Origin of the sequence: Mycolicibacterium llatzerense, from assembly GCF_000878195.1 — a bacterium.
GTDB classification, from domain to species: domain Bacteria; phylum Actinomycetota; class Actinomycetes; order Mycobacteriales; family Mycobacteriaceae; genus Mycobacterium; species Mycobacterium llatzerense.
Genome location: NZ_JXST01000039.1, coordinates 44764 through 58032, shown reverse-complemented (window position 1 = coordinate 58032; position 13269 = coordinate 44764). Strand labels below are relative to the sequence as shown.

Annotated in this window: 12 protein-coding genes and 1 pseudogene; 7 read left to right on the top strand and 6 right to left on the bottom strand. The window is 68.0% G+C overall.

All coding sequences use genetic code 11. From position 1 onward, the window contains the following. Positions 1-435: HNH endonuclease (locus TL10_RS23260; RefSeq protein ID WP_043987532.1), on the top strand; the 435-nt coding region annotated here is incomplete at its 5' end. Here the strand turns inward: TL10_RS23260 and ypfJ are convergent. Then, complete coding sequence (ypfJ, locus tag TL10_RS23255) at positions 432-1322, bottom strand: KPN_02809 family neutral zinc metallopeptidase (RefSeq protein ID WP_043392819.1); 891 nt, start codon at positions 1320-1322, stop codon at positions 432-434. The genes TL10_RS23260 and ypfJ overlap by 4 nt on opposite strands. Positions 1323-1445: 123 nt before the next feature. On the opposite strand from ypfJ, the gene TL10_RS23250 reads away from it, so the two are divergent. Next, positions 1446-2966, top strand: a complete 1521-nt coding sequence (locus tag TL10_RS23250) for a carboxylesterase/lipase family protein (protein WP_192830290.1) — start codon at positions 1446-1448, stop codon at positions 2964-2966. Here the strand turns inward: TL10_RS23250 and TL10_RS23245 are convergent. Next, positions 2954-3469 carry an SRPBCC family protein gene (locus TL10_RS23245; protein WP_043987531.1) on the bottom strand — a complete coding sequence of 172 codons (516 nt, stop codon included), beginning with the start codon at positions 3467-3469 and terminating at the stop codon, positions 2954-2956. The two genes, TL10_RS23250 and TL10_RS23245, sit on opposite strands and share 13 nt — an antisense overlap. A 33-nt stretch (positions 3470-3502) precedes the next feature. Further along, a complete protein-coding gene (locus tag TL10_RS23240; protein WP_043987530.1) occupies positions 3503-3970 on the bottom strand; it encodes an MPT63 family protein in 468 nt (155 codons plus the stop codon). Positions 3971-4072: 102 nt separating this feature from the next. Here TL10_RS23240 and TL10_RS23235 point away from each other — a divergent pair. Further along, positions 4073-4696 (top strand): annotated as a pseudogene (locus TL10_RS23235) (phosphoribosyltransferase); the annotation flags it as partial. Between the two features lie 2 nt (positions 4697-4698). Here the strand turns inward: TL10_RS23235 and TL10_RS23230 are convergent. Beyond that, complete coding sequence (locus tag TL10_RS23230; protein ID WP_052506511.1) at positions 4699-5580, bottom strand: oxidoreductase; 882 nt, start codon at positions 5578-5580, stop codon at positions 4699-4701. 72 nt (positions 5581-5652) lie between these two features. Between TL10_RS23230 and aspS the strand changes: the two genes are divergently transcribed. Next, positions 5653-7449 (top strand): aspartate--tRNA ligase, encoded by a 1797-nt coding sequence (gene aspS, locus TL10_RS23225; RefSeq protein ID WP_043987527.1) that lies wholly within the window; start codon positions 5653-5655, stop codon positions 7447-7449. Here the strand turns inward: aspS and TL10_RS23220 are convergent. Continuing rightward, complete coding sequence (locus TL10_RS23220) at positions 7442-9979, bottom strand: flavin-containing monooxygenase (RefSeq protein ID WP_043987526.1); 2538 nt, start codon at positions 9977-9979, stop codon at positions 7442-7444. The genes aspS and TL10_RS23220 overlap by 8 nt on opposite strands. Before the next feature lie 78 nt (positions 9980-10057). On the opposite strand from TL10_RS23220, the gene TL10_RS23215 reads away from it, so the two are divergent. After that, positions 10058-10519 carry a nitroreductase family deazaflavin-dependent oxidoreductase gene (locus TL10_RS23215; protein ID WP_043987525.1) on the top strand — a complete coding sequence of 154 codons (462 nt, stop codon included), beginning with the start codon at positions 10058-10060 and terminating at the stop codon, positions 10517-10519. A gap of 64 nt (positions 10520-10583) precedes the next feature. Here the strand turns inward: TL10_RS23215 and TL10_RS23210 are convergent, their stop codons facing one another. Next, on the bottom strand, positions 10584-11768 hold the full coding sequence (locus tag TL10_RS23210; RefSeq protein ID WP_043987524.1) for a thiolase family protein: 1185 nt from the start codon (positions 11766-11768) through the stop codon (positions 10584-10586). A 96-nt stretch (positions 11769-11864) separates the two neighbouring features. On the opposite strand from TL10_RS23210, the gene TL10_RS23205 reads away from it, so the two are divergent. Then, on the top strand, positions 11865-12341 hold the full coding sequence (locus tag TL10_RS23205) for a winged helix-turn-helix transcriptional regulator (protein WP_043392794.1): 477 nt from the start codon (positions 11865-11867) through the stop codon (positions 12339-12341). Positions 12342-12350: 9 nt separating this feature from the next. After that, on the top strand, positions 12351-13262 hold the full coding sequence (locus tag TL10_RS23200; protein WP_043392791.1) for a DUF389 domain-containing protein: 912 nt from the start codon (positions 12351-12353) through the stop codon (positions 13260-13262). Positions 13263-13269: the final 7 nt, after the last annotated feature.

Below are 13269 nucleotides of genomic sequence, written 5' to 3'. Positions count from 1 at the left end.
GCCGAAGCCGACCCGCAGGCGGCCGCGGCGGTGCGGCGGCTGTATGCCCAGCCGGGTACCAACAAGTTGGTCGCGATGGAATCGACGGCGCGGACCTTCCCGAAAGGGCTGGCCCGGTTCATCGCTCTGCGGGACCAGATCTGCCGGACGCCATACTGCAACGCCCGGATTCGTCACACCGACCATGTGAAGCCGCACGCCCACCACGGACTCACAAGTGCAGACAACGGGGATGGGTTGTGCGAGCACTGCAATTACGTCAAAGAAGAACCCGGCTGGCAAGCAGCCGCGAGCTACGACCGGTACGGCCGGCACACTATCGCGTTGACCACGCCATCGGGAGCGGTTTACACCTCGACCGCACCACCGGGGCCCGAGGGGCTACGCATCTTCACGCGCGACGTGTATATCGCGCGGATCAACCCTGCGGCCTAGCCCAGATCCTGTGCGTTGTACGTGTCGCACTGCTTGGCGTCGCCGGTCTGGTAACCGGTGGTGAACCACTTCTGTCGTTCGGCAGACGATCCGTGCGTCCACGACTCCGGATTGACGCGGCCGGTGGCCTGCTTCTGGATGCGATCGTCACCGACCGATGAGGCGGCCGACAAGGCGTCGGCAATGTCCTTGTCGCTTAACGGCTGCAGAAACGGGACGCCCGTGCTCTTCTGCTTGACCGTCGAGGCGTAGTGCGCCCACACGCCGGCGTAGCAGTCGGCCTGCAGCTCAGTGCGGACGCTGTTGCCCTCGGCACCCTTCGGCCCCCGCTGCGCCTTGCCGATGTCACCGAGCAGATTCTGGACGTGGTGGCCGAACTCGTGCGCCACCACGTACTCCTGCGCCAAAGGCCCGCCGCTGGAACCGAATTGGTCGACCAAGGTCTGGAAGAAACTGGTGTCGAAATACGCCGTCTTGTCGCCGGGGCAGTAGAACGGGCCCACCGAGGTGTCGGCCGGACCGCACGCGGTACTCACTTGACCGCGGAACAGCCGGATCTTCGGCGGCGTGTAGCCCTTCAGCAGCTGCGACCACACGCCGTCCACCGAGTTGCCCGTGGCCACGATGCGGCACTCCAGGTACTTGTTGGCGTCCGCGCCCGTCTTGCACTTGCTCAGGTCGTAAGCGCTGGATCCCTGGCTGGACTGGGGCGCCTGGTTCTGCTGGCCGAGAATCGAACTCGGATCCACCCCGAGGAACATGGCGACCACCACGATCACCAAGCCACCCATGCCGCCGCCGATCGCGATGCCACGGCCGCCGAAACCGCCACCCCCGCTGGTCGACGTATTGCTCGTGTCGATCTGCATACCTTCGTTGAAGGTCATCACCGCTCCGTCCGGGCCTCGAATACGACTGGATGCCAGCTTTCCACACTGGATCGATTGGTCGCACTCCTCAGCGCGATTCGTTCCTCATCGCTTGATCGTCGTACGACTACGATTTCCAGTGTGGCCGTCCAGCCCGAAACCATTGACCGTTCGACCATCGTTCACACCGTGGCGGGCGCCCTCCGTGGCACCACCGAAGGCAACGTGCACGTCTGGCGTGGCGTCGGCTATGCCGAGCAGCCTGTCGGGCCGTTGCGGTTCCGCGCTCCGCAACCGCTGATCCCGTGGTCCGGCATTCGTGACGCCATCGACCACGGACCCATCCCGCCGCAGGGCAAGTCGTTCGTCGGCGGCGGGCGCGACGACCCCAAGATGCGGGACGAAGCCTGCCTGACCGTCACTGTGTGGTCACCCGATGTGACGGGCTCACTGCCGGTGATGGTGTGGATTCCCGGCGGCGCCTTCGTGTTCGGGGCCGGTCAGTTGCAGCTGTACAACGGATCCCGGTTGGCGGCCAACGGCGACGTGGTGGTCGTCAACGTGACCTACCGGCTCGGCGTGTTCGGCGGTTTCGAACTCGGTGACCTCGGCCCGGGATTCGACGACAACCTGTGCCTGCGGGACCAGATCGCGGCACTGCAATGGGTGCGCGACAACATCGCCGCGTTCGGCGGAGACCCCGACCAGGTCACCGTGTTCGGCGAATCGGCCGGTGCGACATCAGTGCTGGCGCTGCTGGCCAGTCCCGCGGCCGACGGACTGTTCGGCCGGGCCATCGCGCAGAGCCCGGCGCTGCCGCTGATCGCCGACCGCGAGACCCGGGCCCGCCAGGCCCATGAATTCGTGCGCCGCCTGGACGTCCCCGTCGACCAGATCGTCGGGCTACCGCAGCGCCAACTGCGCCGCGCCGCCGGGCAGCTACAGGGGGAGAGCGCGGCCAACAGTCCGAAGCTGGCCTACGGGCTGACCTACGGCGTCGACCTGCTGCCCGCACATCCGGTGTCGGCCGCGCTGGCCGGGGCCGTGGCGAAGGTGCCGCTGATCGTCGGTACCAACAGCCGCGAGGCGTCGATGTTCGCGTGGGGCAAGCCGCCGATGCTGCCCACCACCGTCCCGATGGTCGACGACTACTTCGCGCGCATCGCACCGGACGCGAAAGATGCTGTGCTGCAGGCCTATCCGAGCTATCCGCGGCGCCGGGCGCTGATCGGGATCGGCTCCGACGTCATGTTCGGCGCCCCGACGTGGGCGTTCTCGGATGCCTACAGTCAGCATGCGCCGACGCACGTCTACCGGTTCGACCACACCACGTGGACGCTGAAAGTGCTGGGTCTCGGCGCGACGCACGGCAGCGAGATCGTGCATATCCAGCACAGCTACGGCTCCTACATGGGCCGGATACTGCACCCGCTCGGCCGTCAGGTGCAGCCGTCGGTCGGCCGGCGGATGCAGCGGCTATGGCTGGACTTCGCGTCCCGCGAGCGGCTGGACTTCGCCACGAAGAGCGACAGCATGGCCGATTGGCCGGCCTACGACACCGATCGGCGCGCCACCAGGGTCATCGGCTCGATGCGCGACGAAACCATCGATGACCCGGACCAGGTGCGCCGGCAGGTCTGGGCAGGGCTCTACGCGCCGTAGCGCTCGTCCCCGTAACGCTCGTCGGTGTAGCGGCGCAGGTTGTGCAGGAACCGCTGGAACAGCCACGCCATCATCGGGCGGCCGGCCCGCATGCCCAGCTCACCGGCAAGGCCGCTGGGCTTCATGGCCATCACCCACGTCAGGTGGCAACCGCCCGGGGTTTCCTCGACGGTGTAGCCCTCGGCGAAGGCGGAGAGCATGTTGGAGGTGCTGGTGTTGAAGCGGAAAGCCATGTAGGAGAACGGCTCCCAGCCGATGAACTCCTCATCGCCGACGATATGGCCGCGCATCGTCACCGTACGGGTGGTGCCCACGCCGTACGGTTTCGGGCTGGTCCACTCCACGTTGGTGATCAGTGTTGCCCAGCGCGGCCAGGACGTCTCGTCGGAGAAGACCTCGAACAGCTGCTCCGGTTTGATCGCCAGCTCGACTTTGCTGACGAAGCGGAACGGTGCGCTGTCGATGAAGTCGACGCCGACGGGCTCGCACTGGTAGATCTTCATGAGTAGACACCCTAGAGCAGGGTGTCTACTGGTTCACGGCGTCCAGACCATCAGGTCTTCCATGCCGTTGTTCATCGTCACCGTCGTGGGCGCGGCGCCGGTGACGTCGAAGTGAATCTTCCCGGTCGACTGCCCGCCCTGCGGAATGGTTGCGCCGCTGATGTTGATCGGGCTGGCGACCATCCACAGCACGCGGTAGCTGGCCTGGTTCGGCGCGACCGCGTTGAACTGCGAAACACCGGGGGTGACGGGACCACTCAGCGCGCGGACAGTCGCCGTGGCCTCCCAGAGCTTTCCGGCGACCGGATAGCCCGGCATGACATCGGAGCTCGGCTTGAGGTCAGAGACCTGCCAGCTCAGCTGGACCTGTCCGACGCTGTCGGTCATCTTCAAGGTGCTGCCGAGCTTGCCGACGAGCGGATAGCCGGCCGACGACGCGATCGGCGCACTGGCGATGCCGACCACCGAGAGAACCGCAACAGCTGTTCCGGTGAGCTTCACTTCTGCCTCCTCGACGCTATTAATTTGGCTTGTGTCAATTACGGATTACCACGCGACGGCGCTGATGGGAATAGGATCTGAGGCACGCGAAATCATCTATCGAGACGCGTCTTTCGTAACCGTGCAGAGGCGGGGCGCGTACTGGCCGGTCTGCTGACGGCGTACCGCGGCAGACGCGATGTCGTCGTGCTCGGTCTGGCCCGCGGCGGGGTGCCCGTCGCGTCGGAGATCGCGGCCGCTCTGAATGCGCCGCTGGACGCCTGCGTCGTCCGGAAACTGGGCGTGCCCGGTCACGAGGAGTACGCCATGGGCGCGCTGGGCGGTGGCGGTCACATCGTTGTCAATCAGGATGTGGTTGGGCCACTGCAGATTTCGCAGCAGACGCTGTCCGAGGTCGCCGAAGCCGAGGGCCGCGAGTTGGTGCGGCGCGAAACCGACTACCGCCGGGGGCGGCCACCGCCCAACGTGACGGGGCGGACCGTGATCCTCGTCGATGACGGCATGGCCACCGGCGCCAGCATGCGGGTGGCCGCGGAGGTGGTGCGGGAGAGCGGACCGCGGACGTTGGTGGTGGCGGTACCGGTCGGCACCGAGTCGGCCTGCCGGCAGCTGACCGGGATCGTCGACGACGTGGTCTGCGCCGACCTCCCGACGCCGTTCGCCGCAGTGGGGGAGTCCTACCGTGATTTCGACCAGGTCAGCGACGACGAGGTGCGCCGGCTGCTGCGTTAACCCGGTCCGTCACTCGCCGCGGCCAACAGTGGCACCAGCACGTCGCTGATCGGGGTGGCGATGCCGTGCGCGGCGCCCTTGCGTTGGATGACGCCGTTTCGGATGTCCCATTCCAGCGGGCGGCCGGCTTCGCGGTCGATCAGCATGGACGTCGCCATATCGGTGGGCGCCTGCTTGAGCATGTCGGCGATCTCGTCGACGACGCTGTCGGGCAGTGCCGCGCCCTCGGCGCGCGCGACCGCCAGGCATTCGGCCAGATACCTGCGGGCCACTGCGGCGACGTCGTCGCGCCGGAACATCCCGGAGCGCCGGCCGGACAGCACCATGAAGCCCACCACGGCGTTGACCAACAGCTTGCGCCACGCAGCGCTGAGGAAGTCCGGATCCAGTTCGATGCTGATCCCACTGCCGTCCATGGCCGCCGCCAGCCTCGTCGCGGCGAGGTCGTCGGGCAGCACCAGCCGCGGGGCCTGCAGCACCTTCACCCAGCCTTCGGGTTGGGTCTCCGCCGCAATCCAGATCGCCGCAGCTACGACGGCAGATTCGGGGCAGTAGGGGCGAAGCCGGTCAGCTTGTTCGACGCCGTTCTGCAGCGCGCAGACGACGGTGTCCGGACCGCACAGCCGGGCCAGCCACGGAGCCGACGCTGCGTACTGGGTGTCCTTGACCGCCAGCAGCACCACGTCGACCGGTCCGGCGACGGTATCGGGATCGGTGTGCACCGGGCCGGGCACCACGATCGGCGCGCTGCCGTCCACCCGAACCTCGATGGCGCCGCGGGGCGTCCGCCCGCACAGCAGCACCTCGCGGCCCGCCGCGTACAGCAGCGCGGCGATCGTCGATCCGATGGCACCCGGTCCTACGAGGGCAAAGCTCACTGTCGCCAAATTACCGGTCGAGGCGCCCCTCTAGACTTAGCGCTCGAATTCAGACTTCTTGAGGAGATATTCGTGTTGCGCAGTCACGCCGCCGGTTCGTTGCGATCCACCGACGCCGGTCAGACGGTGACCCTGGCTGGATGGGTGGCGCGCCGGCGCGACCACGGCGGCGTCATCTTCATCGATCTGCGCGACGCCTCCGGGGTCTCCCAGGTGGTGTTCCGTGACGCCGCGGTCCTCGAGCAGGCACACCGGCTGCGCGCCGAGTTCTGTGTTCTGGTCACCGGCATCGTCGAGGTGCGGCCCGACGGCAACGCCAACAAGGACATCGCGACGGGCGACATCGAGGTCAACGCGACGACGCTCGAGGTGCTGTCCGAAAGTGCCCCGCTGCCGTTCCAGCTCGACGAGACCCCCGGCGAGGAAGCCCGGCTGAAGTACCGCTACCTGGACCTGCGCCGGGAAGGCCCGGGCAACGCAATTCGCTTGCGCTCCAAGGTCAACGCGGCGGCCCGCGGCGTGCTGGACAAGCACGACTTCGTCGAGATCGAGACCCCGACGATGACCCGCTCGACTCCCGAAGGCGCCCGCGACTTCCTGGTGCCAGCCCGCCTGCAGCCCGGCTCGTTCTACGCGCTGCCGCAGAGCCCGCAGCTGTTCAAGCAGCTGCTCATGGTGGCCGGCATGGAGCGCTACTACCAGATTGCCCGCTGCTACCGCGACGAGGATTTCCGCGCCGACCGCCAGCCGGAGTTCACCCAGCTCGACCTCGAGATGAGCTTCGTCAACGCCGACGACGTGATGGGCGTGGCCGAAGAGGTGCTGGCGGCGTTGTGGAAGTTGATCGACGTCGACCTGCCGCTGCCGTTGCCGCGCATCAGCTACGAAGAGGCCATGCGCCGCTTCGGCTCGGACAAGCCGGACCTGCGCTTCGCCGTCGAGCTCGTCGAGTGCACCGACTACTTCAAGGACACCCCGTTCCGGGTGTTCCAGGCGCCGTACGTGGGTGCGGTCGTCATGCCGGGCGGTGCATCGCAGCCGCGCCGCACGCTGGACGGCTGGCAGGAGTTCGCCAAGCAGCGCGGCCACAAGGGCCTGGCCTACGTGCTCGTGGGCGAGGACGGCGAGCTGGGCGGCCCGGTGGCCAAGAACCTGACCGACGCCGAGCGTGCCGGTCTGGCCGAGCAGGTCGGCGCGAAGGTCGGTGACTGCATCTTCTTCGCGGCCGGTCCGGCCAAGGGTGCCCGAGCCCTGCTGGGCGCGACGCGCATCGAGATCGCCAAGCGCCTCGACCTGATCGACCCCAACGCCTGGGCGTTCACCTGGGTGGTCGACTGGCCGCTGTTCGAATCCGCCGACGCGGCCACCGCATCGGGCGACGTCGCCGTCGGCTCCGGCGCCTGGACCGCCGTGCACCACGCGTTCACCGCGCCGCAGCCCGACTCGATCGGGACCTTCGACACCGACCCGGGCGCGGCAATGGCCGACGCCTACGACATCGTCTGCAACGGCAACGAGATCGGTGGCGGCTCGATCCGTATCCACCGCCGCGACGTCCAGGAGCGGGTGTTCGCGATGATGGGCATCGACCAAGCCGAGGCGCAGGACAAGTTCGGATTCCTGTTGGACGCCTTCACCTTTGGCGCGCCGCCGCACGGCGGCCTGGCCTTCGGCTGGGACCGCATCACCGCGCTGCTCGCCGGGGTGGACTCGATCCGCGACGTCATCGCGTTCCCAAAGTCCGGCGGCGGCGTCGACCCGCTGACCGACGCCCCGGCGCCGATCACCGCGCAGCAGCGCAAGGAGTCGGGCATCGACTTCAAGCCTGAGGCCAAGAAGACCGAGGCTCAGAAGGCCGAGGCTAAGTAGTCAGGAACCCCCGCAACGCCGCGGCCATCTGGGCGCGGATGGGGGCTCCGGACACGACGAGGTCGACCATCGTCGTCGACAGGTGCGTGTGGCCGCGGGCCTGGACGTGCTCGGTGGGCACGCCCGCGGCGGCCAGTGCGGCGGCGTAGGCGTTGCCTTCGTCGCGCAGCGGATCGAATTCGCAGGTCACCACCATCGCCGGCGGCAGGCCGGTGAGGTCGCCGCGCAGTGGGGCCCGTCGCGGATCGTCGGCGGGGGCGTCGTACAGGGCGGCGAACCACTGCATGAGTGGTGTGGTGAGTCCGTAACCGTCGGCGTTCTCCACGTATGACGGGTAGGGCTGCGCGTCGGTCGCCGGGGTGAGCAGCAGCTGCCCGCGGATGCGCGGGCCGCCATGGTCGCGGGCCCACTGGCAGACGACCGCGGCGATGTTGCCGCCGGCGCTCCATCCGGCCACTGCCAACTGGTCGGGCAGGCCGCCGAGGGCGGCGGCCTGGTCGGCGACCCACCGCAGCGCGGCGATGCCGTCGTCGACGGCCGCGGGGAACCGATGTTCCGGCGCGTGCCGGTAATTCATCGAGATGACCAGCGCGTCGGTGCGTACGCACAGGTCGCGGCACAGCGGGTCGTCGGACGTGGCGTCGCCCAGCACCCAGCCGCCGCCGTGGAAGTACACGACCACCGGGTGCGGGCCGGGGCTCGCCGGCCGGTACAGCCGGTAGTCGAGTTCGCCTGCCGCCCCGGGAAATCCGCCGTCGAGGACCTCACCCACCTCCGGTCCCGGCGGCCGGGTGCTGTTCGCCTCGACCATCGCGGCCCGGGCCAGCTCGACCGGAAGTGATTCCAGCGGCGGCGGATTCATCGCCGCGACCATCTCCAGCACCAGCTGGACATCGGGCTGCAACCGCCGGACCACGCCGTCGTGGCACTGCGAACCGGCCGGCCCGGTCAGATGGAAGCCCAGATAGTCCTGGCCGACGACGTCGGCGCAGGCGGCGGCGTAGAAGTCGACACCCGCCGCGTAGGGCATGAAAACCCGGGGCTTGCCCGGGATGTTCGCGCCGACGTACCACGAATTCGCTTGCGGGAACATGGTGATGGCGCCCGCGTCGGCGACGTGCTGCATCCAGCCGGCCTCGGCGGTCGGGGTCGGTTCGATGGTGTCGAAGCCGTGCGCACGCAGGTACGTCAATGTGTCGGCGACGAGCTCGACGTGCTGCTCGATGGACACCGCCATGTTGGACAGCACCGACGGACTACCGGGTCCGGTGATCAGGAACAGGTTCGGGAACCCCGTCGTGGTGAGGCCGAGGTAGGTCGACGGCCCTTGTGCCCATTTGGTTTTCAGCGCGAGTCCGTCGCGGCCGACGATGTCGATGGCCGCCACCGCGCCGGTGATGGCGTCGAACCCGGTGGCGAGCACCAGCGCGTCGAAGTCGAAGGATTCACCGACGGTCTCGACGCCGGTCTCGGTGACGCCGACAAGTGGCTGGGTCCGCAGGTCGACCAGGCGCACATGGGATTGGTTGAAGGTGGCGTAGTAGTCGGTGTCGAGGCAGAGGCGCTTTGCACCCACCGGATAGTCGTTGGGACACAACAGTTCTGCGGTCTGTGGATCGCGCACCGCGGCGCGGATCTTGCCCCGGACGAAGTCGGCGAACGACTCGTTGGCGGCCGGGTTGCTCATCAGGTCCGAGAACATGTTGAGCGTTTCCAGCAGCTCGCCGATCTGCCAGGCGCGTTCGTAGCGCTGCTCGCGGTAGGCCTCGGGCACCGCGAACGTCGGGATCAGCGTGCGCTCCTGCGGTACCCCGCCGAACGACGCGCGTGCGGCGGCGCGGTAGGCGGGTTCGTCGGCCAGTGCGGCCTGCTTCTCCTCCGACACCGGGCCGTTGTGCGCCGGGATGGAGAAACACGGCGTGCGCTGGAAGACCGTCAGCCGCGCGGCCTGCGCGGCGATCAGCGGAATCGACTGGATGCCCGACGATCCGGTGCCGATCACCCCGACCCGCCTGCCGGCGAAGTGGACGGGTTCGTGGGGCCAGCGATTGGTGTAATACGTTTCGCCCGTGAAGGTTTCGATGCCCGCGATGTCGGGTTCTTTGGGGATCGACAGGCATCCGGTGGCCATCACGAGGTGACGGCAGGTGACGTCGTCACCCTGGTCGGTTCGCACCCGCCAGGTGCCGTCGTCCCAATGGGCGCTGGTGACCCGCGTGCCCAGCGTGATGTCGCGACGCAGGTCGAACTTGTCGGCGACGTGATTGAGGTAGCGCAGGATTTCCGGCTGGGTGGCGTACTTCTCCGACCACTGCCAGTCCCGGTGCCAGTCCGGGTCGAAGCTGAACATGTAGTCGAGGCTGGGGATGTCGACCCGCGCGCCGGGGTACCGATTCCAGTACCAGGTGCCGCCGATGTCGTCGGCCGCCTCGAAGACGCGAACCGAGAAGCCGTGCTCGCGAAGTTTATGGATCAGGTACAAGCCGGCGAATCCGGCTCCGACCACGACGGCGTCGACCTCTGGCGTCATTGGCACCTCCGTCAAATATCAGACAAGTATCGCGGAGGAACGGGAACATTTGGGTCAGTTCACGAGGTTGGGTCAGTCATGACCGAATTCACGGACGCTGAATCCTTCCACGCCTTCAATGCCCGCATCGTCGACGAGTTCCGCGCCAAAGGCGGCAAGGTGGGTGGCCAGTTCGCGGACGGCAACCTGCTGCTGTTGCACACCACCGGTGCCAAGTCGGGCCAGCCGCGGATGTCGCCGCTGGCCTACCTGCCGGTCGACGGCAAGATCATCATCGTCGGCTCGAAGGCCGGCGCCGATACCCATCCCGACTGGGTGCACAACCTGCGCGCCAACCCCGGCGCCCGCATCGAGATCGGTGCCGGCGGGGCGAGCGAAGCGACGGGGAAAATCGACGCTTACGACGTCGTCGCCCGCGAACTGCCGGACGACGAGCGCGAGGCCACGTATCCGTTGATCACGGCCGTGGCCCCCGTCTTCGCCGACTACCAGGCGAAGACCTCGCGCGTCATCCCGCTGTTCGAGCTCGTTCGCGCCTGAGCGTGGCCGCAGCCCCGGCAGGACAGGGGGACGGACTGCCGGGGCTGCGTCATTCAGAGGGTCTTTACAGCCGCTCGATGATGGTGGCGTTCGCCATGCCGCCGCCTTCACACATCACCTGTAGGCCGTAGCGTCCGCCGCGCTGATCGAGGGCGTTGACCAGGGTGCTCATGATGCGGGCGCCGCTGGCGCCGAGCGGGTGGCCGATGGCGATGGCGCCGCCGTTGACGTTGGTCTTGGCCAAGTCGGCTCCGGTATCGGCAGCCCAGGCCAGCACCACCGGCGCGAACGCCTCGTTCACCTCGAACAGGTCGATGTCGGACAGCGACAGTCCGGAGCGGGCCAGCACCTTCTCGGTGGCCGGGATGACGCCGGTGAGCATGTACAGCGGATCGGAGCCGACCGCGGTCATGGTGTGGATGCGGGCCAGCGGCTGCAGGCCGTGGCTACGGGCGAAGGCGCCGCTGGTGATCATGACCGCCGCGCTGCCATCGGACAGCGGCGACGAGTTGCCCGGCGTGATCTCCCAACGGATTTGCGGGAAGCGCGCGGCGTAGGCGTCGCTGTAGAACGCCGGCTTCAGCCCGGACAGGGTTTCGACGGAGGTGCCCGGCCGGATGATCTCGTCGGCGGCCAGCCCCGCGACCGGCACGAGCTCGTTGTCGAACAACCCGTCCTTGGCGGCGCGCGCCGCCTTCTCGTGACTGGCGGCCGAGAACTCGTCCAACTGGGTGCGGGACAGATTCCAGCGTGCGGCGATCAGCTCGGCGCTGATGCCTTGGGGGACAAGGCCGTCGGGGTAGCGCTCGGCCAGGCCGACGCCGAACGGGTTGCTGCCCGGCAGGACGGCGGTGCCCATCGGGACGCGGGACATCGACTCGACGCCGGCGGCGATCACCGCATCGTACGAGCCGGCCAGCACACCCTGTGCGGCGAACGAGATGGCCTGCTGCGAACTGCCGCACTGGCGGTCGACGGTGGTGCCGGGGACGCACTCGGGGAAACCAGCTCCGAGCAAGGCGTTGCGGGCGATGTTGGCGGCCTGGTCACCGGCCTGTGTGACGGCACCCGCGATGACGTCGTCCACCAGGACCGGGTCGATGCCCGTACGTGCCACCACGGACCGCAGGCTGTGGGCCAGCAGGTCGGCGGGCAGGACGTCGTGCAGCGCGCCATTGGCCTTGCCCTTGCCGACCGGCGTGCGTACCGCGGCCACGATCACGGCGTCGCGGTCTGTGTAACCCGACATGAGAATCCTCCTGTAACTCCACGCTGAGTACTGCTTCCTATACTCAGATCTAACACCTGAGTATGGCAAGAGCAACCCAGCGGTAGAGTGATTCGCATGACAGCGCTACAGGGTGTCCTCGCCGAACGCGACAAGTGGTCGGCCGTCGGTCAGTGCGCCATCGAGAAGACGATGTCGTTGGTCGGCACCAAGTCCGCCATGCTGCTCATGCGCGAGGCCTATTACGGCACAACGCGTTTCGACGATTTCGCCCGACGGGTCGGCATCACCAAGGCAGCCACGTCGGCCCGGCTGGCCGAACTCGTCGAAGCCGGCCTGCTGACCAAACAGCCGTACCAGGAGCCCGGCCAGCGCAGCCGGGACGAATACGTGCTGACCCCGGCGGGCACCGACTTCATGCCGGTGGTGTGGGCGATGTTCGAGTGGGGCCGGCACCACCTGGGCGACACCGGCCTGCGGCTCACCCACCTGGGCTGCGGCGCCGACGCCACCGTGGAGATCCGGTGCGCGGCGGGACACGAGGTCCCGCCGGATGAACTCGGGATGAAGTTGGCCCGTCGCCGCGGTCGGTAATCTTCGGCGGTGCTGCATCTACGTGTGATCACCCCGCCCGAGCTGACCGAATCGGTGCTCGACCTCTATCGGCACCGTGGCGGCATCGCCAACGTGGTGGCTCACCCCGGCGCGGCGATCGATCCGCGAGGTGACGTCATCACCGCCGACATCGCCCGCGACGCCGCCGACGGGCTGATCGGCGGGCTGCGGGCGCTCGGCATCGACCAGGACGGCGCCATCACGATGGAGGTGCTCGACACCGTGCTGTCGACCGCCGCCTACCGTGCCGAGGGCGAGATCGACGGTGACGGCGAAGACGCCGTCGTCTGGGACGAACTGGTGTTGCGCACCCGCGAGCAGAGCAGCCTCGGCATCTCCTACATGGCGTTCCTCTGCATCGCCTGCCTGCTGGCCGCCGTCGGCGTGCTCACCGACTCGGCCATCACCGTGGTCGGCGCAATGGTCGTCGGCCCAGAATTCGGCCCGCTGGCGGCGCTGGCGGTCGCGGTGGTGCGGCGGAAGGGCTATCTGGCGAAGCGTGCGGCGCTGGCCTTGCTCGTCGGATTCCCGGCGGCGATGCTCGTCACAGCACTGGCCACGCTCGGATTCGAAGCACTGGGCTGGGTGGCGGTGCGCAGCATCCACGAACTGCAGAACGTCGACTTCATCTTCCAGGTCGGGCCGTTCTCGTTCGTCGTGGCGCTGTTGGCCGGAGCCGCCGGGATGCTGTCCTTGGTGACGTCGAAATCGGCTGCGCTGGTTGGGGTTTTCATCTCGGTGACGACAGTTCCGGCGGCCGGTATGTCGGTGGTGGCGGCCACCACGGGCGATTGGGATGTGGCGTTGGCGTCGGCCGGGCAGCTGGCGGTCAACATGATCGGGATCGTGGCGGCGGGGGTGCTGGTGCTCGCCGGATACAACCGGGGCCGCCGCAGCTAGCTTTCTC